At 49.6% G+C, this 23048-nt stretch carries 28 protein-coding genes; 19 read left to right on the top strand and 9 right to left on the bottom strand.

What is annotated here, in order from left to right:
* Positions 1 to 57 precede the first annotated feature (57 nt).
* Entirely contained in the window at positions 58 to 732 is a 675-nt protein-coding gene (locus SY83_RS12685) for a methionine ABC transporter permease (protein ID WP_407944594.1), read from the bottom strand.
* On the bottom strand, positions 733 to 1746 hold the full coding sequence (locus SY83_RS12680) for a methionine ABC transporter ATP-binding protein (RefSeq protein WP_068607019.1): 1014 nt from the start codon (positions 1744 to 1746) through the stop codon (positions 733 to 735). It abuts the gene before it with no gap.
* Positions 1747 to 1999: 253 nt separating this feature from the next.
* Here SY83_RS12680 and SY83_RS12675 point away from each other — a divergent pair, with 253 nt between their 5' ends.
* The 5 genes from SY83_RS12675 (at position 2000) to SY83_RS12655 (ending at position 5949) form a co-directional block, all read left to right on the top strand.
* Positions 2000 to 3202: an MGDG synthase family glycosyltransferase gene (locus tag SY83_RS12675; RefSeq protein ID WP_068611081.1), complete on the top strand. Its 1203-nt coding sequence runs from the start codon at positions 2000 to 2002 to the stop codon at positions 3200 to 3202.
* On the top strand, positions 3186 to 4370 hold the full coding sequence (locus SY83_RS12670; protein WP_157279853.1) for an MFS transporter: 1185 nt from the start codon (positions 3186 to 3188) through the stop codon (positions 4368 to 4370). The genes SY83_RS12675 and SY83_RS12670 overlap by 17 nt, the downstream gene beginning before the upstream one ends.
* 77 nt (positions 4371 to 4447) lie before the next feature.
* Positions 4448 to 5077, top strand: a complete 630-nt coding sequence (locus SY83_RS12665) for a TVP38/TMEM64 family protein (protein WP_231891247.1) — start codon at positions 4448 to 4450, stop codon at positions 5075 to 5077.
* A 240-nt stretch (positions 5078 to 5317) separates the two neighbouring features.
* Entirely contained in the window at positions 5318 to 5629 is a 312-nt protein-coding gene (locus SY83_RS12660) for a hypothetical protein (protein ID WP_068607015.1), read from the top strand.
* 56 nt (positions 5630 to 5685) lie between these two features.
* Positions 5686 to 5949 carry a hypothetical protein gene (locus tag SY83_RS12655; protein ID WP_197479847.1) on the top strand — a complete coding sequence of 88 codons (264 nt, stop codon included), beginning with the start codon at positions 5686 to 5688 and terminating at the stop codon, positions 5947 to 5949.
* Positions 5950 to 5953: 4 nt separating this feature from the next.
* Here the strand turns inward: SY83_RS12655 and SY83_RS12650 are convergent, their stop codons facing one another.
* Both SY83_RS12650 and SY83_RS12645 read right to left on the bottom strand, forming a co-directional pair.
* Complete coding sequence (locus tag SY83_RS12650) at positions 5954 to 6361, bottom strand: RDD family protein (RefSeq protein ID WP_068607011.1); 408 nt, start codon at positions 6359 to 6361, stop codon at positions 5954 to 5956.
* Between the two features lie 52 nt (positions 6362 to 6413).
* Complete coding sequence (locus tag SY83_RS12645; protein WP_068607009.1) at positions 6414 to 7277, bottom strand: AraC family transcriptional regulator; 864 nt, start codon at positions 7275 to 7277, stop codon at positions 6414 to 6416.
* A 92-nt stretch (positions 7278 to 7369) separates the two neighbouring features.
* On the opposite strand from SY83_RS12645, the gene SY83_RS12640 reads away from it, so the two are divergent.
* The 7 genes from SY83_RS12640 (at position 7370) to SY83_RS12610 (ending at position 13445) form a co-directional block, all read left to right on the top strand.
* Positions 7370 to 7558: a hypothetical protein gene (locus SY83_RS12640; RefSeq protein WP_068607007.1), complete on the top strand. Its 189-nt coding sequence runs from the start codon at positions 7370 to 7372 to the stop codon at positions 7556 to 7558.
* Between the two features lie 12 nt (positions 7559 to 7570).
* On the top strand, positions 7571 to 7762 hold the full coding sequence (locus SY83_RS12635) for a hypothetical protein (RefSeq protein WP_068607005.1): 192 nt from the start codon (positions 7571 to 7573) through the stop codon (positions 7760 to 7762).
* 252 nt (positions 7763 to 8014) lie between these two features.
* Positions 8015 to 9193 carry a galactokinase gene (locus SY83_RS12630; RefSeq protein WP_068607003.1) on the top strand — a complete coding sequence of 393 codons (1179 nt, stop codon included), beginning with the start codon at positions 8015 to 8017 and terminating at the stop codon, positions 9191 to 9193.
* Positions 9193 to 10182 carry a UDP-glucose 4-epimerase GalE gene (gene galE, locus SY83_RS12625; protein ID WP_068607001.1) on the top strand — a complete coding sequence of 330 codons (990 nt, stop codon included), beginning with the start codon at positions 9193 to 9195 and terminating at the stop codon, positions 10180 to 10182. The genes SY83_RS12630 and galE overlap by 1 nt, the downstream gene beginning before the upstream one ends.
* A gap of 23 nt (positions 10183 to 10205) precedes the next feature.
* Entirely contained in the window at positions 10206 to 11807 is a 1602-nt protein-coding gene (locus SY83_RS12620; protein ID WP_068606999.1) for a UDP-glucose--hexose-1-phosphate uridylyltransferase, read from the top strand.
* Between the two features lie 597 nt (positions 11808 to 12404).
* The gene (locus SY83_RS22795; RefSeq protein ID WP_082882504.1) at positions 12405 to 12515 is read left to right on the top strand and encodes a sporulation protein YjcZ; all 111 of its coding nucleotides are present in this window, start codon (positions 12405 to 12407) and stop codon (positions 12513 to 12515) included.
* Positions 12516 to 12683: 168 nt separating this feature from the next.
* Positions 12684 to 13445 (top strand): hypothetical protein, encoded by a 762-nt coding sequence (locus SY83_RS12610; RefSeq protein WP_068606995.1) that lies wholly within the window; start codon positions 12684 to 12686, stop codon positions 13443 to 13445.
* A 67-nt stretch (positions 13446 to 13512) separates the two neighbouring features.
* Here the strand turns inward: SY83_RS12610 and SY83_RS12605 are convergent, their stop codons facing one another.
* Positions 13513 to 14217, bottom strand: a complete 705-nt coding sequence (locus tag SY83_RS12605) for a DUF554 domain-containing protein (protein WP_068606994.1) — start codon at positions 14215 to 14217, stop codon at positions 13513 to 13515.
* Positions 14218 to 14336: 119 nt separating this feature from the next.
* Between SY83_RS12605 and SY83_RS12600 the strand changes: the two genes are divergently transcribed.
* Both SY83_RS12600 and SY83_RS12595 read left to right on the top strand, forming a co-directional pair.
* On the top strand, positions 14337 to 14606 hold the full coding sequence (locus SY83_RS12600; protein WP_068606992.1) for a hypothetical protein: 270 nt from the start codon (positions 14337 to 14339) through the stop codon (positions 14604 to 14606).
* 78 nt (positions 14607 to 14684) lie between these two features.
* Positions 14685 to 16067, top strand: coding sequence for an MATE family efflux transporter (locus SY83_RS12595; RefSeq protein WP_068606990.1), 1383 nt, complete (start codon positions 14685 to 14687; stop codon positions 16065 to 16067).
* Between the two features lie 63 nt (positions 16068 to 16130).
* Here SY83_RS12595 and SY83_RS12590 read toward each other — a convergent pair whose 3' ends face one another.
* Positions 16131 to 16532, bottom strand: coding sequence for a hypothetical protein (locus tag SY83_RS12590; protein ID WP_068606988.1), 402 nt, complete (start codon positions 16530 to 16532; stop codon positions 16131 to 16133).
* A gap of 191 nt (positions 16533 to 16723) precedes the next feature.
* On the opposite strand from SY83_RS12590, the gene SY83_RS12585 reads away from it, so the two are divergent.
* Together SY83_RS12585 and SY83_RS12580 are read left to right on the top strand one after the other, a co-directional pair.
* Positions 16724 to 17335 carry a nitroreductase family protein gene (locus tag SY83_RS12585; protein WP_068606986.1) on the top strand — a complete coding sequence of 204 codons (612 nt, stop codon included), beginning with the start codon at positions 16724 to 16726 and terminating at the stop codon, positions 17333 to 17335.
* A 149-nt stretch (positions 17336 to 17484) separates the two neighbouring features.
* Positions 17485 to 18426, top strand: a complete 942-nt coding sequence (locus tag SY83_RS12580) for an SPL family radical SAM protein (protein ID WP_068606983.1) — start codon at positions 17485 to 17487, stop codon at positions 18424 to 18426.
* A gap of 93 nt (positions 18427 to 18519) precedes the next feature.
* Here the strand turns inward: SY83_RS12580 and SY83_RS12575 are convergent, their stop codons facing one another.
* The 3 genes from SY83_RS12575 to SY83_RS12565 all read right to left on the bottom strand — a co-directional run bounded on the left by SY83_RS12575 (position 18520) and on the right by SY83_RS12565 (position 20306).
* Positions 18520 to 18744, bottom strand: coding sequence for a hypothetical protein (locus SY83_RS12575; protein ID WP_068606981.1), 225 nt, complete (start codon positions 18742 to 18744; stop codon positions 18520 to 18522).
* An 84-nt stretch (positions 18745 to 18828) separates the two neighbouring features.
* Positions 18829 to 19260 (bottom strand): bactofilin family protein, encoded by a 432-nt coding sequence (locus SY83_RS12570; protein ID WP_068606979.1) that lies wholly within the window; start codon positions 19258 to 19260, stop codon positions 18829 to 18831.
* Complete coding sequence (locus SY83_RS12565; protein WP_068606977.1) at positions 19260 to 20306, bottom strand: M23 family metallopeptidase; 1047 nt, start codon at positions 20304 to 20306, stop codon at positions 19260 to 19262. Before SY83_RS12565 ends, SY83_RS12570 begins: the two co-directional genes overlap by 1 nt.
* A gap of 188 nt (positions 20307 to 20494) precedes the next feature.
* Between SY83_RS12565 and SY83_RS12560 the strand changes: the two genes are divergently transcribed.
* The 3 genes from SY83_RS12560 (at position 20495) to SY83_RS12550 (ending at position 23023) form a co-directional block, all read left to right on the top strand.
* Positions 20495 to 21592, top strand: coding sequence for a ParM/StbA family protein (locus tag SY83_RS12560; RefSeq protein WP_157279852.1), 1098 nt, complete (start codon positions 20495 to 20497; stop codon positions 21590 to 21592).
* 151 nt (positions 21593 to 21743) lie between these two features.
* Entirely contained in the window at positions 21744 to 22007 is a 264-nt protein-coding gene (locus SY83_RS12555) for a YuzF family protein (RefSeq protein WP_082882502.1), read from the top strand.
* 119 nt (positions 22008 to 22126) lie between these two features.
* The gene (locus SY83_RS12550) at positions 22127 to 23023 is read left to right on the top strand and encodes a manganese catalase family protein (RefSeq protein WP_068606973.1); all 897 of its coding nucleotides are present in this window, start codon (positions 22127 to 22129) and stop codon (positions 23021 to 23023) included.
* Positions 23024 to 23048 lie beyond the last annotated feature (25 nt).

Here is a 23048-nt window from a genome sequence, read left to right as displayed (position 1 = left end):
TCTGCCCTGCATGTATATAGAAGTGAATGGTTCACCTTATATCCTTCTTGTCATTACCTATTTCCGGCTGTACTTCAACACTAACCGGTCGCCCAAGGCCTGCAACAATACCACCAGCAAAATCAGAATTGTCACCGTCACCAACATCACGGCTGTATCAAACCGTTGGTAACCATAGCGAATCGCCATATCGCCCAAGCCGCCGCCGCCGATAATGCCGGCCATGGCGGTGTAGGAAACCAGGGTTACGGTCGTAATCGTCGCGCCCGCCAATAAACCCGCGCGGGATTCCGGCAACAGCACCCGCCGAACGATCTGCCAATGCGATGCGCCCATCGCTTGAGCCGCTTCGATCACACCGCGGTCGACTTCGCGCAAGCTGACTTCAACCAGCCGCGCGTAGAACGGAATCGCCGCAATAACTAGCGGAGGAATGGACCCTTCCACGCCGGTAGAAGTGGACACAATAAGCTTCGTTAACGGAATCAACAGAATCATTAATATCACGAACGGAATCGAACGCAGCACGTTGATCACGAACGAAAGCAATCCATATAACGGTCTGCTGGAAAGAATCTGATTTCTGGATACGAGAAAGAGCAGGATCCCCAGCGGCAAACCGATGAGCACCGTGAACAATGTGGAGAAACCCAGCATCGTCAACGTATCCAGCGTCGCATCGCCTACGCCTTCCCAATCCACTTCCGAAAAATCCATAGTTGGAAAGCCCATCTATATCACCTCCGCATCAAGACCGCGGATTCGTAACGTCTCCACAGCTTGTCTGACTTGAGCTTCATTGCCTTGCACTTTCACGATGAGCTGACCGTAAGGCGTGCTCTTCATCCGGGAGATTGTGCCTTGCAGTATGCTGAAGCTTGTCCCGAGTTCCCGCATCGTTTCAAACAGAATCGGTTCATACGTAATTTCCCCCAGGAACGTCACCCTCATAACCTGATGGGTGCCCGCCTTCTTCTCGCGGCCCAGAACATCTCCAAGCTCCGCCGAATCGGATACTTGTTCCACGAATTCACGGGTAACCGGTTGCGCGGGATTCAAGAACACATCCACCACCTGCCCCGATTCCACGATACGCCCGCCGTCGATGACGGCAACACGGTCACATATCGAGCGGATCACCTGCATCTCATGGGTAATCAGCACAATTGTAAGCCCCAGCTTCTGATTAATATCCAGAAGCAAGGCGAGAATCGCATTGGTGGTCTGCGGATCCAATGCGGAGGTCGCCTCATCGCATAACAGAACCGTTGGATTATTGGCCAGTGCGCGGGCAATACCTACCCGTTGTTTTTGACCACCGGACAATTGAGCCGGGAACTTATCCCTGTGATCTGCCAGTCCGACCAATTGCAGCAGTTCGCTGACTCTCTTCTCAATTTCAGAAGAGCTCTTGCGGGCAAGCTTAAGGGGAAATGCGATATTTTCAAATACGGTAGCGGAGGTTAATAAGTTAAAGTGCTGAAAAATCATCCCGATCTTACGCCGTTGTTCCTGCAATTCTGATACGGTGAGTTCGGTTAATTTCACCCCGTCCATCTCCACAGTGCCTTGCGTCGGTCGTTCAAGCAGATTAATGCAGCGGATCAATGTACTCTTGCCCGCGCCGGAATGTCCGATAATCCCGTATATTTCACCTTTGTTTATGGTTAAGTTAATATCATCCAGAGCACGAACCGACTTGCGCTTGGCGCCGTAATCCTTGCTTAACGATTTGAGAACAATCAATTGGTGTACCTCCTGTATATTCTTAGTTATTATAAACAACAAGTCCCGTTTTGCACAAGTAAAACTTAGAATCCCTACCGGTTTAGATGGAATAATATCTTTTCTACATTCTATTCGTATGTTTACCCAATAAACAGATATATACTATAGGACAATATTAACGTATTTTCAATTCACAGTTTATTCCCTATTAATAAATGAAGGTTATGATCGTAACAAAGGTTGACGGAGGTGCTCCATTTTGCGCACAAATATGAAGGTGTTAATTCTTTACGCTAGCTATGGCGACGGACATTTGCAGGCTTCAAGAGCGCTGAGAGACGCATTCCAACGCAGGGACGTGCAAGTGCATATGCTGGACCTGTTCGCGGAAGCTCATCCCTTGTTGAACAAATTTACGAAATTTTTATATATCAAAAGCTTTACCGTTCTCCCCTCCGTCTACGGGTGGATTTATAATGTGACGAAGCGGATGAAGCATGACACGGCCTTTGCCGAGATCTTGCACTCTTTCGGAACGAAGAAGCTGCAGCAAATGATTGAGCGGTACGATCCGGATCTTGTGATTAACACCTTCCCCATGCAAGGGATTTGTAAGCTGAACGAAACGGCGGGCATACGCATTCCTACCTATAATGTAATAACGGATTTTGACCTTCATCATCGGTGGGTTCATCCGGATATTCACAAGTATTACGTGGCGACCGAGGATTTGAAAGGGCAAGTGGAGCAACTGGGTGTACCCGCAAGTCGGATTGAAGTGACCGGGATCCCGTTAAAGGAAGCTTTCAATCGTACAGAGCATTCATCTTCATCATTAGGCAAAATGCAAGCGGCGGCCTCCCCGGAAGTTCAGCAAACATTCGGATTGGATACGGGCAAAAGAACGCTGCTCCTCATGGCCGGCGCTCACGGTGTGATGCAAGGTCTGCAGCATCTTTGCGCTCAGTTAGACCGCTTGGCGGATGACGTGCAGGTGGCTTTAGTCTGCGGCAACAATAAATTTCTCTGTCAACAGATGCGGCGGGCTTTTGCGAATTATCCGAACATTCATGTCTATGGTTACGTGGAAGAGATTCATAAACTGATGAGCATTTCCACCTGCATTGTGACGAAACCCGGAGGCATCACGTTATCCGAATCCCTTTCTTCCGCGCTGCCTATCCTGATCTATCGTCCTGTGCCCGGTCAAGAACAAGAAAACGCCTCTTATCTGGAAAGCAAAGGCGCGGCCCTGATCTCCCATAAACCGAAAGAATTGTGCCGGCAGATTAAGACCTTGTTGCAGGATCCTCAGATCTTATCGGAAATGCGTGAAGCCATACAGGCTTTACACAAGCCCAACTCCTCTGAAAGTATCGTTTCGGACATCATCCATACCACTTTAACGAACCAACAACCGGACTACGTCTTCCGGCTAGCCAAAGGGGATCATCGTATTGAGTCTTTTTCGTAATTTGAAGCTTGGCAAAGAAATGGCTCTGTTCTCCATCATTCTGTTTCTGGTTGAATTTGTGCGGGGTGCCGCTTTAATCAGTTTCATTCCTATTTATGGGGAAAAGGCGCTTGGTCTGTCCTTAGGGATCATCGGTATTGCAATCACAGCCCATTATGTAACAGATACCGCGCTCAAAATGTTCATCGGCTACTTACTGGACCGCTTCTCTGTTCGGTTTGTCGTACATACGGGTTTGTTCATTTCGTTCGTCGGGTTGTTTCTGATTCATTACGCGTCCTACGCCTGGGTATTCATCGTTGCCGCAGCGATTTATGGCATCGGCATTTCCCCGATCTGGATCGTCTGTCTCACCAAAGTATCCAATGAGAATCGAGCGACCCAGATGGGATTGCTCTATACGATTTGGCTTATCGGCCTCGGCGCGGGTCCGGTTGCGGCGAACTTCATCATGGACGTCAGTTACGCATTCACGTTCTGGCTGTTGGTTGGATTGTCTTTATTAGCTTGGTTCCTTTCCCTGCGAATTACGAATGTGAAGACGACAGATGTCAAACCGATGCCGATGCGGGAACAATTCTCCCTTCTCTTCGACCGGTTGAAGCAGATGAAGCTGCTGCTGCCGGGCATGGTGCTGCAAACGTTGGGGGCCAGCATGCTCGTGCCGATTTTGCCTGGCTTTGCGGAGGCGGAGTTGGGCTTGTCGAGCACGCAATATTCCTATTTATTGATGGCTGGCGGCGGATTTACGGTGTTGGGCTTGATTCCGATGGGAAGGCTGTCCGATGCGTTGGGCAAAAAGTGGTTCCTCGTCCTCGGATTCGGCATCTTCGGATTCGGATTATATTCCATTGCTACGGCGCAGCCGGGACTGTGGATCAGTATCATGTGGGCTGTGGTGCTGGGGATTTCTTACGCGGCGGTGTTGCCGGCTTGGAACGCGTTGCTCGCTTATTATGTGCCGCCCATGCAACAAGGCTTGGGTTGGGGTATCTTCTCTACGGTGGAGGGCATCGGCGTCATGATCGGCCCGGCCTTAGGCGGCGTGTTGGCGAGCTGGTACGGCACCTCGACTACGGTGCTTATTAGTGCTATACTATTCGCCGTAATCGGAGTTTTCTATATTTTCTTTCCGTTTGAGGCTTTCAAGGGAGAACGTAACGCTTAATTCATTGTAATATTTGCGAAACCGTTGAGGCGGTTTTGGAGTAATAGATAGGTACGACATTTTTTGCACTGGTCATCATGGGAGAATTGGTGTGGAATCATTGGGGTGAGCGAATGGATTGGCTTCGACATTTATCTGAGATCGACATGGAAGATATCCGGTCGTTTATGGACCACTATCGGTCATACGGGCCGTTGCCGGGTATCTTATTACCTTTTTTGGAAGCGTTTATTCCGGCGTTGCCATTATGGGTTTTTATTATCGCTAATGCATCCGCATACGGTTTGTTGCTGGGCTTCTTGTACTCGTACATAGGCGTCTGCGCGGGATGCTTTGTGGTATTCTGGATTTTCCGCAAGTTCGGCAACCGCCTGAGAGGGTTTGTCACGCGGAAGATGCCGCATACGCAGAAGTTTTTTGATTGGATGGAGAATAAGGGATTTACGCCGCTGTTTCTCTTATGCTGTTTCCCGTTTACGCCTTCTTTCTTTCTGGTTATCGTTTCGGGGTTGAGTACGGTGACGTTTCAAACGTTCGCTCTGGCCATACTGTGCGGGAAAGCCGTGATGATCTTTATCATCGCCTTTTTGGGCCATGATATTCCCTCCCTGCTGCAACAGCCTTGGCGGCTCGTGTTGGTCGGCGGCGCGGTAACCGCGTTGTGGTGGGGCGGCAAGAAGCTGGAGGCGCGGTATAAGTTGCAGTAGCGGAGGACAGGGGCAGGATTTACACCATTTGTAGCGATATCGCGCCTATTTGGATTAATCAGGTTACTTGTTCGGGAAATAGTAGCGAGAACGCTACTATTCTCAAGGTTCAAGCCCATCTTGGGATCGACATACACCATTTGTAGCGTTTTCGCGCCTATTTCGATTATCTAGGTTAGTTTCTTTTAAATAGTAGCGAGATCGCTACTATTTTGAAAAATAGGGTCGGGGGACAGGCTCATGCTAAATCTGATTGGCTACAGTGCGGTGATTGTTGTGGCTGCGGTAATTCTGGGTGGCATGTTTATGGTAGTGAGATTAGCAACCGAGGATTCGGACAAGCAGAGCTGGGTACGTGAAATCGTCGAATCCATGTTCGGTACCCCCGCTCATCTGCGCCCAGCCGCACCGGAGAATAAGAATGCAGAGGATGACATGGGCAAGAGCAATTCCAGTGCATTAGAGACGTTTGAAGAGCCTTGCCCCGCTTGCGGAGAGCGCGTTACCCAGGCACATGAAATTTGTCCTTCTTGCGATTTAAGGCTGCAGTAATACTTAACATCATTAAACATCACCGAGAGGAACTACGCATCTTGCATAAAAGTAATTTGAGTAAAATTGCAATCTATCTGCTCACCCTATATTTCATCTTCAATGTGTGGCCACTTTCGTACACTACAGAAGAAGAAGCTAAACAAATCGCCAACTCCGCTGTTAATAATCAAAGCACCAATACTTACACAATTTCTTCATTATCATCCGACTTTAAAACTTGGACAATCACGCTAAGAATGACGAAGCGCAAAGAAGCTGCTCAAGTAAAGATCCATCGTTTCACGGGCCGTATTCTAAAGGTGCAATTTTCCGAATAACCAATTAATCCCTTATAACCATTGTCCCCGCTATGAAATCATGAAGTGAACGTTTATCTTCCCGGACAGCCACCATAATCACACTTACGATGACGGCAATTCCGAAAGTAAAGACATATACCAAGTAGGCAACTACGTTCCGCAATAACATCGTTCCTAAGCCCGGCGAAGCTCCGTCATTAACCTTGACGATCCGAATCCCGCATATTCGTTTGCCCACGGTATAGCCGTTCCAAAAGACAGGTGTAAGCAAGTTATATAGAAACGACAATATTTCGGATATATTTTCTTCCGAGTGCCTCCCTCCCGTGATAATCAATATTATTAAAGACAGCGGCAGCGCTATGATCAGCGCGTCAAGCAACAATGCTCCTAGCCGAATCCAGAACCCAGCCGGTTCATTCACGGTCATACCATCTCCCACTTTCGGTTATGTATATAGTTCTATGGAACTCCCGTCATAATCATTCCTCCATCCGCTCCATCTCCCGGCGATAGGCCGAAGGGGAAAGGCTAAACCGCTTCTTGAACTGCTTCGAGAAATAGAGCGCATCGCCAAAACCGACGGAGGACGCGATCTGCTCCAGCGTCAGCTCCATCCGTTCCCGAATCAACAGGCGCGCCTTATCCAGCCTGATGTGAAGCAGGAACGTGACGGGGCTTTCTTGCATGCGTTGCTTGAAGATTTTGGACAAATAGGCCCGGTTATACCCCAAGCTCTCCGCCATCATCTCAATCGTCACGGCTTCCGAGTACTGGGTGCTCAAATATTGAACCGCCGCCTGCACGGTCTGTCCAATCTCGTCAAACACGTCCGGTCCCGCATCCCGCTTCGGACTCTGCGCTTCCTGATACTCCGCCAGCAGCAGATGCCAATAGCCGATTGTCTTCCTGTTCACATTGTCGCCCTTCTCCTTCAACGTCCGCTCCATCTGGTTAAACAACACCGGAAACCACCGATTCCCCGCCACTCGAATGACCGGTGTATGCGATGAGATACCGGCTTCATCGAACATCGCCTCTGCCGCCTCCCCCGCGCAAGCAATCCAACGGTATTCCCATGGATCCTGAGCATCGGCCTGATAAGTAACCAGCCTGCCCGGTTTAATGAAGAAGCTGTCGCCCGCCTGCAACTCATAATGTTTACCCAGACAGGTGAAAACCCCTTTCCCCGACTTTACGTAGTGCACAAGAAAGAAATCAAACACTTTCGGACCGTTCTTATGCCCCGGCTTGGTTTGGCTATGTCCCGCAAAAAGCACCCGTAACCCCTGATCTTTCACCGCAACCGAAGGGTTGGACACCACATAATAACTCTCAGTACGCATGAATTGCTCCCCCTTTCAATATATTTGCCGTTCCCTTGATATGGAAAATCTGTTATAATACGAGGTACACCACATCTGAGGAGTCTGACATCATGGACCCGAACAACTACTACACACCGAATCCTCTAAATGAAGAAACAGCCCGGGCGAGACAAGCCGAAGTGGAACGACAGATCGTAACCGGTACCCGCCCCAGCTTATTGCGCAAACTTGCAAACCTGCTTTTTTCGATTGGCGTGCTTGTCATCTTTATGTTCCTTCTGATTTACTTCACAAATTAAGGAGGCCGAACGATGAGTGAAGGCGGTTTTAATTACCCGAATCAACCTAATCTGATGGATGAAGACGTAGCTAGATCGCTCCAGGCGGATAAAGAACACCAGATTCGTAACGGCGGCGGATCCTCCCTGGGATCCCAGATTATCACTTTATTCATTGCCGCAGGCATCCTTGCACTGATCGTACTTGCTCTTAATTATCTATAAACGACTTAAATCATTAAGGAGGCGCTTAAAGCGTCTTTTTTTTGCCCAAAATAGCCCCAGACAAGTCCCGCCTCCATTCCATGAAGGAAGAACCTTATACTACTATTCTCCTAGATGTCTGATATTTTACTCCCAAAAGTGACATTTATCCATGTGAAAATCACATGTTTCCATATGCACGAAGGGAAAGCAGAAGTATACTAAGGGTAGTTAGAACCTCAATTCCACAAATAATTTACGGGCGGTGCTATCGTGGCTGATATCCAATTACTAACCGACAAATTTACTGAAATTTTCAAAGGCGATGCCCAAGGCGTTCGTGTATTTAACGCGCCTGGCCGGGTAAATCTCATCGGAGAACATACAGATTACAACGGAGGCTACGTGTTTCCGGCAGCTTTAACTTTCGGCACGACCATGCTGATTCGTAAGAGGGATGACAAGGAAATTCATTTCGCTTCCACCAATTTCCCTGCTACAGTAACTGTAAACGCGGATGAGATTGTGTACGACGAAGCCCATGACTGGACCAACTACCCTAAAGGCGTTATCAAGCATCTCCAGAACCGCGGCTTCACATTCGGCGGATACGACGTGCTGTTCCACGGCGAGATTCCGAACGGCGCGGGTCTCTCCTCCTCAGCTTCGCTCGAGGTTGTAACAGGCTACGGCTTCATGGCGATGGAGAACCACGGCATCGATACGGTCGCCCTCGCTCTGGTCAGCCAGGAAGCGGAGAACCAGTTCGTCGGCGTCAACTGCGGCATCATGGATCAATTCGCTGTGGCCAACGGCCGTGAGAACCATGCGATCTTGCTGATGTGCGATACGCTGGAGTACAGCTTGGTTCCTTTTGACAGCAAAGCTTATAAGATCGTCATCGGCAACACGAACAAGCGCAGAGGCTTGGTGGATTCCGCTTATAACGAACGCCGAGCGCAGTGCGAGAAGGCAGTTGAATATCTGCAAGGCGCTTTCCCTGAGGTTACGCTACTCGGTCAGCTGACGCTGAATCAATTTAATGAGCATAAGCATCTCATCCCGGATGAAGTGGTGAAGAAGCGCGCGCAGCATGTCGTGGAAGAAATCGACCGTGTGCTGAAATCGGTAGAGGCGCTGAAGGGCGGCGACCTGGAACGTTTCGGTCAACTGATGAACGGTTCTCACGATTCGCTTCGGGATCTGTATGAAGTTACGGGTCATGAACTGGATTCTCTGGTTGCCGCGACGCGCACCGTACCGGGTGTGCTTGGTTCCCGCATGACGGGCGCGGGCTTCGGCGGATGCACGGTTTCCCTTGTCCATGAAGATCATGTCGAGGAATTCATCGAAACAGTAGGCGAGAAATATACCGAAGCTACCGGCTTGAAGGCAGATTTCTATGTGTGTACCATCGGCGACGGCGTCAAAGAAATGGAGCGTGAAGTGTAATGGCTATTCTGGTAACAGGCGGAGCGGGATATATCGGTTCTCATACGGTGGCTGAACTGCTCGAACGCGGCGAAGAAGTTGTGATTGTCGATAATTTGCAGCAAGGTCATGAACAAGCCATTCTGGGCGGCAAATTGTATGTCGGGGATCTGCGGGATGCGGATTTTATGGACGCGGTGTTCAAAGAGAATGCCATTGACGCGGTCATTCATTTCGCGGCCAATTCTCTTGTAGGCGAAAGCATGAAGCAACCGGCCAAATATTATCACAACAACGTGTACGGCACGCTGTGTCTCTTGGAGAAGATGAACGAATACAACGTCAAGCGCATCGTATTCTCATCCACGGCTGCCACTTACGGGGAACCTGAGAATGTGCCGATTCGCGAAACGGATCGCAACCTGCCGACGAACACTTACGGCGAAACCAAGCTGGCGATGGAGAAAATGATGAAATGGTTCGACACGGGCCATGACATCAAGTATGTTTCCCTGCGTTACTTCAACGCAGCCGGCGCCCATGCGGGCGGGCAAATCGGAGAAGATCACCAACCGGAGACGCATCTGATTCCGATTATTCTTCAAGTCGCGCTGGGACAACGCGAGCACATCTCGGTGTTCGGCGAAGATTACCCGACGGCCGACGGCACGTGCATCCGCGATTACATCCATGTGACGGACTTGGCGGATGCCCATATCCTTGCTGTGGAGAAACTTCGCAAAGGCGGCGACAGCGCGATTTATAACCTGGGCAGCGGTAACGGCTTCTCCGTGAAAGAGGTCATCGAAGTGGCCCGCGAAGTGACCGGCCACCCGATCCCGATGGTCGTGGAACCGCGCCGCGCGGGAGATCCCGCTTCGCTCATTGCCTCCTCGGAGCGGATCAAGAGCGAGCTCGGCTGGAATCCGAAGCGCGCCGAGATGAAAGACATTATCGCAAGCGCATGGGCTTGGCATCAAGCGAACCCGAACGGATACGGAGATCAATAAACAACCCTTGGGAGGGAAACAACATGACTGGAACGGAAACCGTTCTTCATTCAGCTGATGTGCAACAAGCCGCTCTTCAGATCGAACGCCTCTTGGCATTCGCACAGCGGCGCGGTCTCGTGGATGAATTAGACGTCATCCCGTCGCGCAACGCGCTGCTCGATCTGTTCGGCATTCCTGAACCTTATGCCGGTGCCCCGCTGCCGGAGGAATCGCTGGATTCCCCGGTCGAGGTGTTGGAAGCGTTACTGGATTACGCGGCGTCCGCCGGATTGCTGGAAGCCGACACCCTGACACACCGCGATTTAATGGATGCGCGTATTATGGGGCTGCTGATGCCGCGCCAATCGGAGGTAGTGCGGCGTTTCCGGGACACAACGGAAACTCGCGGCATTGAAGCGGCAACGGATGCATATTATCAATTCTCTACGGATTCCAACTACATTCGAATGGACCGTATTCGCAAAAATCAGTATTGGCTTACGGAAACGCCGTATGGCGAACTGGAAATCACGGTCAACCTGTCGAAGCCGGAGAAGGATCCGCGCGAAATCGCGCTGCTGAAGAATGTGCAGCAATCCAACTACCCTTCCTGCTTGCTCTGTGTAGAGAATGTCGGATACGCGGGCCGCTTGAACCATCCGGCTCGCCAGAACCACCGCGTCATTCCGCTTACGCTTACGGAAGAGGCCTGGAATTTCCAATTCTCGCCCTACGTGTACTATAACGAGCACAGCATCATCTTCCATAATGAGCACGTTCCGATGAAGATGTCTTCCAAAACGTTCGCGCGACTGCTCGATTTCCTGGACAGCTTCCCGCATTATTTCATAGGATCGAATGCGGATTTACCGATTGTGGGCGGTTCCATCCTGAACCATGATCATTTCCAGGGCGGCCGTCATACCTTCGCGATGGAGCGCGCCAAGACGGTTACGTCTTTCAGTCACCGGGATTACCCCGGCGTGAAAGGATTCATCGTGGAATGGCCGATGTCCGTCATCCGCTTGTCCGGTCAGGACAAGGAATCGTTGCTGAAGCTTGCTTCAAGCGTGTTCGCCCATTGGTGCGACTACAGCCATCCCATGCTGGATATCGCGGCTTACACGGAAACGGACGGAACCCGAACACCTCATAACACAATCACGCCGATCGCCCGGCGCAACGCGGCCGGGGAATATGAGTTGGACTTGGTTCTTCGCAACAACCGGACCTCGCAGGAGCATCCGGACGGCATTTTCCATCCGCATCAGGACTTGCATCATATTAAGAAGGAAAACATCGGTCTGATCGAAGTGATGGGTCTTGCCGTTCTGCCCGGACGGCTGAAAGAGGAATTAGAGCAGATTAGCGCGATTCTGACGGGTGCCAAGGAGCTAAGCGAAGGGTTGAAGCAAGACCCCGAGCATCCGCTTTACAAGCATACTGAGTGGATTCGGGCTATGGTGACATCTTACGGCACAAGCATGCAGGCTGATGAAGCAGAAGCGGCTGTTCGCAAAGAAGTCGGATTAAAGTTTCTCCAAGTGTTGGAGGATGCCGGCGTCTACAAGCAGGACCTGCCCGGACAGGCGGCATTCCGACGCTTCATGGTTCACGCGGGCTTTGAGGAAACAAAATCATAGGTATTTCCGCTATGTGTGTGCCAAAAAGAGAAGAAGCCGATCCCAAGGATCGGCTTCTTTATTCATTTCCATTAATGTCTTGTCTAATGAACGTACAGAAACATGTTATAGGCTAAGGAAAATACAAGTGCTTGCGAAAGGGATATGAGCACTTGGTTTCTGCGGCGTTTCCGGCAGAAAGGGCCGTTCTTGCCTGTCTGTACTCCGAACAAGCTTAGCAGTAAAAAGCCGACGATAAATAAGTTAACGAAAACAAAAATAAAATGCAAGGTTCTGTCTCCTTCTGTGGTGTAATGCATGCTTCCGACGGTCTGCGTGAGCCTTAAAGCTGTTCGAAATTCTCTACTCAATATACAATCTCTTACACACAAAGTAAAGGTTCTGCAACACCCCGTTTTCAGGAAAAAAACCCGAAAAAAGCTTAATGTTAACGCTTACTATAACTCGTGTCGCTTCATTGCTCGTTCTCCCTTGCTCATTCACAGCCGCATCGTTTTTTTAGGCGTCATTGTTGCGTTATACAGGGTAAACGTCCAATCCACGTATGGTCCCCCGGCATATGCTGTCTTAACTTCATCACGAAGGGGGTGCTTTCGAATGACAGCAAACTGTGGAGCAGGCGGCGGTTACGGAATTGGAACTTCCGTTGGCGCGATTCTTGTACTTTACATCCTTTTGGTTATCATCTTGAAAGGATTTTACTACTAATCCTTTGTGAGAACGAAACGGGAACTCCGCTTGCGGGGTTCCCTCTTTTCGCATTCAGTAAACTTTCAGCTTAGCCTAATCTTCATTTAAGCTTCCGCTAAGCTTACTTTAAGGTGCGGAATACATACTGCGGATGTAAGACAAAATATACCTATGGAGGAATGAGTTATGAGGAAATCACCTAAAACCAAAGGCATGCAATTACTTAGCTTAGCAGCCCTTCTAACCGCCGCGGCATTGCCGATCACGGCTTCGGCGGCGGAGGAGAAGAATGTCATCACCGGCACGAACGTCACTTCCGCAATACAAACGCAGGCTGGCCTAGAGCCGTTCGACCATTTCCATAAGCATGGTAAGGGACGTGGCGGATTCGGCGCCGGATACAGTGATACCTTGCTAAAGGCCCTCAAACTGGATGCGGCGGCACTTAAAGCCAAATTGGAAGCCGGTCAATCCCTGGCAGCCATAGCCGAAGCGCAGGGTGTTTCTCGTACACAGCTAAAGGAACTGATGACGAAGGACTTTAATGACCGGCTGGAGAAGAAGAAAGCCGCCTTCGCGGACCATCTGGATCAAATGATTGATGCCAAAGGTAACGTATTTGCAGGCGAGAAAAGGCTTATGTTCAAAATGGATCTGACCGCCGTACGCAACCTGCTGGGTATGGACGAAGCCGCTATGCATGAAGCTTTGCATTCCGGCAAAACACTGGCGGAGCTCGCCAAAGCCAAAGGTGTTGATCCGCAGAAGCTGATTGACGCCCAAGTCGCCGAAATGAAGAGCGCCATCAACCAGCGGGTGAAAGACGGAAGCTTGACCCAAGCTCAAGCAGACCAGCACTTGGCCAAAGCAGCTCAAATGGCCACCGATTTCGTGAACGGAACCGGACCGAAGGGCAAGCCTATGCGGATGAAGATGAAAGACCTGTAACCAAACAACAAGCTCATCCCAGTGGACGAGCTTGTTTCTTTTTGGGCCAAAAACTACTGTACTTTTCTTAATTCCACAACGCCATAACGGGTACAGACAAAGCCGCCATCACAATCGCCGGAAGTAAGTTGGCAACATTGACTTTTTTGATCTCGAGCACATTCAAGCCGATTCCTATAATCAGAATACCGCCTACCGCGGTAATTTGCGTAATCATTTCGTTCAGCATGACATCGCCGAAAGCCAGCGCAATCCAAGTGGCGGCCAATGCGATGATGCCTTGATAGATGAACACCGGTATCGCGGAAAACAGGACGCCTACCCCTAATGTAGAAGCAAAAATGACCGCCGAGAACCCGTCCAGCATCGATTTAGTATAAAGAATACTATGTTCCTGCTCCATGCCGCTTTGCAGCGACCCCAGAACAGCCATAGCTCCGATGCAATAAATTAAAGTTGTCGTAACAAACCCCGTGGCGACTTTACCTGAACCCCCATTTCCGACAAGGCGTTCCAGTTGCGTCCCCAACCATTGTAACCCCTTATCAATCCGCAGTAACTCACCCGCAATTCCTCCTGCCACCAGACACGCGATGACGACCAGAAAGTTGTCCGACTTCAAAGCCATGGAAAAGCCTAATACAACAACAGATAAGCCAAGCCCTTGCATAACGGTTTCCTTGATTCCGTCCTTTAATTTCGGCAGTAACAAACCCAGCAGTCCTCCTGCTATAATCGCCGCCGCATTCACCGCTGTTCCCCAAAGCACCATGATTCCGTAAACCCCTTCTCGTTAAAATAAACATTCTTATAGTATATACCTTCGCCGGGATGGAAAACTATCTTTGAGCTACAGCTTTTATCGATGAAAAGGGACAGGAGGATTGTAATATGGCAAATTCAAAAAATATGGACCCCGTATCCGGTGAAAAAGTAGAAGTCAGCGGCGTGTACGAGACGGAATGGGGCCGTGAAGAATATCTGGAGCGCGGAGAAACGTTTCCGGCGGATGTTATGCTCGGAAATACCGAATGGAACATGATTCAATATCCAATGGATGAACAGCACACCGGGGAGACGCTGAATCCGCGTTTCGGAAATGAGGTCAACGAAAACCAGGCATCCAAGCACAGAACAAGGCATCAGAAAGACCCGGATTGATTGGAATGAACCCAACTTGCGGATTGAAAGCCGCCCCGCGGGGCGGTTTTACATCGTTGATGATTCAGGAGGCGAACCATGCCGAGCGGAAAACCCTCTTTAACCGAAGGACCTATAGCCAAGTCACTGTTTATCTTCTCCCTGCCCATTCTATTCGGTAATGTGCTGCAGTCTTTAAACGGTTCCATTAATTCGATCTGGGTTGGACAATTTCTGGGCAGCCAGGCGCTGGCCGCGACCTCCAATGCGAACATTATCATGTTTTTTTTGATCAGCGCCATATTTGGCTTTGCTATGGCTTCTGTCATTCTGATCGGGCAACACCTGGGCGCCCAGCAACCTTATGAGGCGAAGAAAGTGGTTGGCACCAGCACCGTGTTCTTTCTGATTCTGTCCCTGATCGTAGCGGCGGTTGGGTTAGTGTTCACGCATGATATTCTCATTTGGTTAAATACGCCCGAAGATGTTCAGTCCATGGCTGTGGCATACACACGCGTGATCTTTGCGGGGGTTCCGTTCATGTTCGGGTATAACTTGATTATGGCGGTGTTACGGGGCTCAGGTGACGCCAAAACACCTTTCTACTTTCTCCTGCTGTCGGCGGTCATTGATATCGCGCTTAATCCCTTGCTCATACTTGGACTGGGTCCACTGCCCGAGTTGGGCATTGCGGGGTCGGCTTATGCTACCTTTATTGCGCAAAGTGTGAGTTTAGTTTCGTTAATCCTGTACCTTTATCACAAAAAGTATTTCCTGCGCATCACCGGTTCTGATCTCCACCTTCTGCGAATCAACTGGAGTATTATCAAGACGCTGATCAGCAAGGGTGTGCCCATGGGGCTGCAGATGATTGTTGTATCCCTGAGTAACCTGCTGTTAATTCATTTAATTAACACGTATGGTTCAGACGCGGCGGCGGCCTATGGAGCGGCTATGCAAATCTCCAACTACGTTCAGATGCCGGCCATGGCGATCGGCGGGGCGGTAACTTCCTTTGCCGCGCAGAATATCGGTGCGGGCAAGTGGGACCGGGTATCCCGGTTAACCTGGACCGGCGTAGGCTTTAACATTGCGCTAACGGGGATCCTAGTCCTTCTGCTCACATGGCTTGACCGGGAAGCCCTCTCGTTATTTCTTCCCGCAGGCAGCCGCGCGCTGGAGCTTGGTGTTCACATCAATGCGGTGACTCTATGGTCATTTATCCTCTTCGGCATTTTCAATGTTATTGCAGGGGTTGTCCGTTCCGCCGGTGCGGTCATTATTCCTCTGGTCATTACCTTTACGGCCCTGTTGTTTATTCGCATCCCTTTGGCTAACTACTTAGGTCGCGAATACGGATTTGATGCCATATGGTGGAGTTTTCCCGCGAGCTTTATTTTGGGCGCCGTATTGAATGTACTGTATTATCGTTATGGCGGATGGAAACGAGCTCGTATGGCTCAGAGCAAGAATTCGTCTTGATTAGCGGAATGACGAAGAAGACCGGAATAAGCCCGGCCTTCTGGGTCAACCTATGATAGAGCATTAAAGGTTCAAGTCACCGTCATTGTCCACATATCCGCCGTTTTCACGGATCATCTGGACGATCTCGCTGTAATCCGCCTCGCCGACTTCAGCGGTAAGGGTATGCGTTAATCTGTCGTCATCGGAAGGACCTACCGTATCCGTTGTATCCAGAAACCCGAGCAAGCCCGCTCCGCCTGCTGCTGTGGGCACTCCGGCGGGAGCTACATAATTACCCGCACCCGTCCCTGTTGTAGGGGCATTTACAGCCGCGATCGGAAACAGAAACCGTTCACGATCCGTGTTGAGGTGGTCTACAAGCTCCGAACTCTCTACTTTGGTCGCGCTGTACTTATTAAGTTTCGTCGTAACGTCCAATGCGTCGTTCTCATTTCGGAAATAAGCTTGAATATGTTTTCCCATGGAAATCAAATCTCCTCTCGAATACGTTGATGTGAGTTGCACTTAGTATGATTTACCCTTCTAAACTCTATTCCAACCGCTCAACATCTGTTTAATTCTAAGTAAATTACAGTTACCTAATTGCACAAACTTACTTTTAGTAATATAATATACATTAGTTAAATGTACCTATAGAAAAGAGGAGAGATATCATGACTCAACAAACCCAATTAACAGCGGAAGAAGTTATTCTATCCCGTCATTCCGTTCGTCAGTTCAAGAGAGATGTAGTTATTCCTGAAGAAGTACTTACCGAATTGCTAACCTTGGCGCACAGCGCTCCATCCGCTTGGAACCTGCAACACTGGCGTTTTGTTGTTGTAACCGAGCAAGCTAATAAAGATCGCTTGTTGCCGCTGGCTTACGGGCAGCAACAAGTTTCCGATGCTTCCGTAGTCGTGTTGGTACTAGGTGACGTTCAAGCTAATCTGGTTGCTGAGACGGTTTTCGCCGATGCGCCGGAAGCGGTTCGCACGAACATGGTCTCCCAAATCAACAGCGCTTACCAGAACCCGCAAGTGGGCATCTCGTCCGCGCTAAGCAACGCTTCTCTGGCGGCTATGCAATTGATGCTGGCAGCTAAAGCGAAGGGATACGATACGTGTTCCATGGGCGGTTTCGATCATGCGGCGGTAGTTAAAGAATTGAACGTTCCTGAGCGTTACGTGCCGGTGATGATGATTACGATCGGTGAAGCGGCGCAACCGGGTCGTGCGACAGGACGCCTTCCGTTGTCCGATATTGTCATTCGTGAATCGTTCTAAAAGTTCTAAAACATAACTAAATAGAGGTAAAGCGGGAATCTGCTTTACCTCTTTTTTTTGTTGTGGTATGATGCATAAATAAGAACATATGTTCACGTTCTAATTTAATAAATTCACAATTTCATCCTTCAGGAAAGCAGGTGAACCATATGGCCAAGCTCACCAGATATGAATCCATTCAGTCCAAGACGATGCTCAATAGTGTCAAAGCTACATCCATGCCCTTTAATTACTCCTTGAACCCTTATCGCGGATGTCAACACGGTTGCAGCTTCTGCTATGCCCGGTCCACACATGCTTTCCTGGGAGAACGCACGGACGATACGTTTCAACATCATATTTTTCTGAAGAATAATGCAGCCGATGCGCTTCGGGAACAGCTTGTGAAGGCATCCAGATCCAAGCAAGGTTTGGACCGCTTTGGTCCAGTCGCCATAGGCACGGCGACAGATCCCTACCAACAGATTGAGAGCAGGGCTATGCTTACCCGCCAATGCCTGGAAGTGTTGGCGGAGTATGAGGTGCCGGTGTCCGTTACCACACGGTCTCCATTGATTCTCCGCGATCTGGAACTACTTAAACGCATGAAAGTGGCGTCCATCAATTTAAGTGTCCATACCGTCAACACCAATGTTTGGCGCCGCTTCGAACCTTCGACTCCTTCACCGGCGAAGCGCTTGGATACCGTAAAGACACTGGTGGAAGAAGGCTTGCCCGCAGGCATTTTCATGGCCCCCATCCTTCCGCTGATTACAGATACAGACAACGAATTGGACTTATTTGTTCGGGTCGCCGCGGCGAGCAAGGCTTCCTTCGTGATGCCATCCTTTCTGAGGCTTAATACCTCCGAAGTGAAATATTGGTTTTTCGAAACGCTGAGGACGCACTACCCGGAATTCGTAACCACTTATGCATCGTATTATCATGCTTCACACCACCTGCCAGATGGTTACCGTCTTCCCATGAAGAAGAAAGTTCATACTCTGCTCGCTCGTTATGGTTTGGCTGACAAGGAACCGTTTATTCGCCCCCCTGAGAATGCAACCCCGGATCTGCCTGAAGGACCGATTCAGCTCAGCTTTACGTTCTGAAGAGTACACAGAAAATCCCCGTTCAAGTGAGAATCAGCTCTGGGCTTTAAATCGTCACTTTGGGCGGGGACTTTAGTTTATTAGCAAGATCATTCATTTATTGAACGGGATGAGTTGTCCTATAAAAGCTAGTTTACCGGCATGGCTCTTCACAGGGACTGCAGAATCCTTCTGAGGTTCAATTGGCGTTACGGAATCCTCCTGAAGCATGCGGTAATAACGCAGATGATAGGTGCTCGTCGTATCGCCTTCAATGGTAATGACCCGATCGTTCCGATATTCAATGACTTTGCCATGAACAATATTGGTTCCGTACATCTTTCATTCCCCCTCCGAACTTATTGGTAGTATTTACCCTGGTCTTTCGGGGGTGAATCGGTATTTCAACGCAATATTTTCAACCTACAACAGGACTGTTTTTTCGACATAAGCCGCAGGTTTCTGTTTTTCAACAATCTCAATCGTTTCTTCGGCTACAGCGGCTTCCGTGTCCATCTTGCTCATGCCTTGAAACAGTCCGCCCTCTTCGATGATGAAAGCCGCCGCGTTCGTATTCCCGTACAGTTTACCCGTAGACATAATCGTCAGCTTGCCTTTCGTATTTACATTTCCGTGCACCGCTCCGGCAATAACTACATCCCTGGCGGCTATGTTGGATTTCACGATGCCTTCTTCACCTACAATGACATCACCCTGACAAGAGATATCCCCCGTAATTTGTCCTTCGATTCGCACGCTTGCCTCCGAGGTAATCTTCCCTTCGAATATGGAACCCTCGCCGACCAAAGTGTCTGTCGTGTTGGGATTAAGAGCCGCTTTCTTCTTGCTAAACATTAATGTTCATCCTTTCCGTTTTGTTCCAAGTACGACCGCGGGTCCACCCGCTCGCCGTTCAGCCATACTTCATAATGCAGGTGGGGGCCAGTGCTTCTTCCGGTGTTACCCAGTTCTCCAATCATCTGTCCCTTCGTTACGGCATCCCCTTGGCTTACATTCATCTTGTTGAGATGCATATACCAGGTACGCATGCTTTTCTTATGCTCCAGCAGAATATTCAATCCGCGGGCGCGGTCTTCTTCCGCTGCAATGACGGTACCGTCAGCCGTGGCGTATACAGGTGATCCCGTCTTATCTCCGATATCAATACCGCCGTGCAACGTAGGCGTCGACGTGAAAGGATCTTCCCTGTAGCCGAACAGAGACGTCAGACGGCGCGAATCCGTCGGCCAGATGTTCGGTGTATATCGCAGCGCTTTAGCCTTGCGCAATGCTTCTTGCTTAACCGCTGTCAGTCGATGCTCGAGGGAATCCATCTCTTTCGACAACTGTTCGTATTCACTGCCGACCTTCGCGGATAGCGTTACAATATCCTTACCGCTCACGGGAATCAGCGTTCCGCCTTTCCCTTCCAAAGGATCGGCCATGAGCCGCCCGGCGACACTCGTGTGCTGCTCCGCTTCGGCTTTATCGGCAATCTTCTGTTCATACGTTACAGGCTGGGAGAGGGACTGACCCGCCTTGGAAATCGACTTCAGATCACTCTCCAATTTCTTCATCTCTTGAACCTGCTGCTTCACTTCTCCCGCTTGTTGCGAAAGCCCGATGACTTGATTCTGAAGTTCGCGAATCAGCTTGCTCTTATCCGACAATTGTTCTCCATAAATAGCCGTAGCATGCTCCTTCTCCTGCTTCAGAAGCTGATAAGCAACCAAAGATTGCGCATGCGTAGCGTAAATGTACACAAACGAAGCTACACCTGCCGTCAATAAGGCAAGTGAAAGATACAGTACCATATAGGGAAGATGAAGCCTTCGTACCGTGCCTCTTGCCCCAGGTATCATGACTAACGTTAATTTTCGCTTAAACCACTTGATCTTCATGCCAGCTCCTCGTGAGTATGGTTTCATGTTGCTTCCGGAATCCCAACCTTATATTCTACAAAAACCACGAAAAACCTTCATAATCAGACGGCATTCGCCAAAAATAGGTATAAAGTAGGAAGGATTTTATGCCCTAGAAGAGAAATTAACTTAAGTGTACATGGATAGGAATGTTGGGGAGGAAAGAAATGGCTAAGCTAGCAGGAATCGATGTCGGCAATGACAGCATTAAGGTAGTGCTTGACGGCACTTACAAGCCGCTGATTGTTCCGAACATCATCACGCCCGGTTATGACAGACACATTCTGCAGGAAGAGGATTCGCCTCTGAAAGCGTTAGATGTGATTGTCTACAGCCCGGCATTAAAGCAGAACAACCGTCGATGGTTCGTCGGTCAACTGGCAACGGAACTGGAAGATAATTATGAATTGGAAGAGACCGATAACAAGGCATTGTCAGACCAATCCTTGATTGTTGCTCTTACGTCCTTGGCTTACGCCGGCGTTGCAGGAACGGGCAACGGCAACGAAGGGTATGCACAAACGGACGAGGTGGAGTTTATTATCGGTACGGGTCTGCCCGTTCGAACCTACACGAAATTCCACGAGTCGTTCGAGGCTCGTCTCATAGGCGAGCACGAAGTTACTTTCGTTACTTCGCCTCAGCTTCGTAACCGCAGAATCAAGGTACGGATTCGCAGAGCGATCGTATCCATTGAGGGCGCGGCGGCATTGTTCAATCTGGCGACACATGATAACCTGCAAGTGCGGGATGAAGAAATCTACAACGGTTGTATCGGTGTGTGCGAGATCGGCTCGCTTACTACCGATCTACCGGTAGTCAATCGCATGAGCATTGACAACAACTTCAGCTACGGCGAGCAAATGGGTATGGCCAATTATCTGGATGCCATTATGCGGGATGTGGAAGATACATATAACTATTCCTTCCCCAGCCGGGCTAAACTTGTCACGCGCGTCAAGAACCGGGACTGGACTATTCAGCGAATCGGTGAGGGACAAGCGAGTATCCAACCGATTGTGAATCAGTACTTTGAACGTGCTGCGCAGCGGATCGTGGATCTGATTAAGAAGCGTTGGAAGAAATATCCCGATATTCAGTGTTATTACGTCATTGGCGGCGGTGCTACCGCTCTGAAATCGCATATTCTGGAAGCGGCCGGTCCGATCAAGCTGCGTTTTGTACCCGAGAGTGAGTTACAGAACGTCTATGGTTATCTGAAAGTAGCCAGGAGCCGCATCAACCAAGCAGGATATGTCGAGTAGAAGCAAAGTTATAACAACGTTTACCTGAGCAACAGCCTTGTCCCCGGACGAGGCTGTTGCTTGTTATTTGCGCATAGTAGGCAACCGCCCATACCAATTCTGGGTATTCGCATAGACTGTTCCTGTAAAGCACAAAGGAGGAATGAATTTCATGGGTTACCCGCAATACTTATATAGAAACACCGCAACATCGATGCAGATGCAAATGCCACAACCGGTTTTCCATATTGATCCCTACGTTTATCAAACTCTGCAAACGGTTGTCGGAAAGAAACTCGTTGTCGACACTCCTCGCGGAACGGTTCGCGGATTGTTAGCAGACGTCAAACCCGACCATATTGTAATTAAGGCAGTCGACAGTGATTCCACATTCTTTATTCGTATCCAACAAATCATCTGGATTATGCCGGAATAGATCGTATACGGGATACAGTCAAAATCACCCCGTAAGAACACTCCTGTTGAAGGGGTGTTCTTTTTTTGTCGAAAACGTCATATACCTTACCGACCAACATCATGCAGGGGGGAATCCCATTGATTAAACGTTTCGATAAGATTGCTATTGAACTTCCGAAAACCAAATATGCCGACCCAAACGCGGCCGCAGCCATGCAAGAGTTGCTCGGCGGTAAGTTTGGCGAAATGTCCACATTGAACAATTACATGTTTCAATCCTTTAATTTCCGCGGCCGCCGCAAGCTCAAGCCCTTCTTCGACCTCGTTTCAAGCATTACGGCCGAAGAATTCGGCCATGTGGAGATTGTCTCCACCGGAATCGATTTATTGCTGCAAGGGTCTACTTTCCCCGCAGATCCGGACGCCGCTCCGCTGCAGAATGCCAAAGACCTTCGGAATACACAGCATTTTATCACGAATGCCCAGACGGCACTGGTGGCGGACTCCATGGGAAATCCTTGGCGCGGCGACAATGTGTTTAACAGCGGTAATCTGGTACTGGATTTATTGCACAACTTCTTCCTGGAATGCGGCGCCCGCGCGCACAAAATGCGTGTTTACGAAATGAGCGACCACCCTGTACTTCGTGAAGTTGTAGGTTACTTGCTGGTGCGCGGCGGGGTTCATATTGTCGCCTATGGCAAAGCGTTGGAGATTGCAACCGGTGTAGACGTTACCAAGATGCTGCCTATTCCGAATCTGTCCAACCGCGTGTTTGAAACCGCAAGGAAATTCGAGGATCAAGGGTTAGGCAATAAATTGTATACCTGGAGCGACGAGGATTATAAGGACATAAAGTATATATGGAAAGGTCCGCATCCGGAAACGGGCGTTCCGCTGGAAGTCATTGAGGGCATGCCGGAAGGCGCTCCGAATGTGGATCTGGAGGAAATTCCTGAAGAATTCGCGCCGGGAATTTCCGCGGAGGATTTCATGAAAATTGCCGAGCGGTTAAAGCGATCCGCGGGCATTTAATAATAATGATAAACCCCGGTGAACG

It is taken from the genome of Paenibacillus swuensis, from assembly GCF_001644605.1.
GTDB classification, from domain to species: Bacteria; Bacillota; Bacilli; order Paenibacillales; family DY6; genus Paenibacillus_N; species Paenibacillus_N swuensis.
The sequence above is the reverse complement of the archived record's forward strand: the minus strand, read 5'-3'. Positions and strand labels throughout refer to the sequence as shown.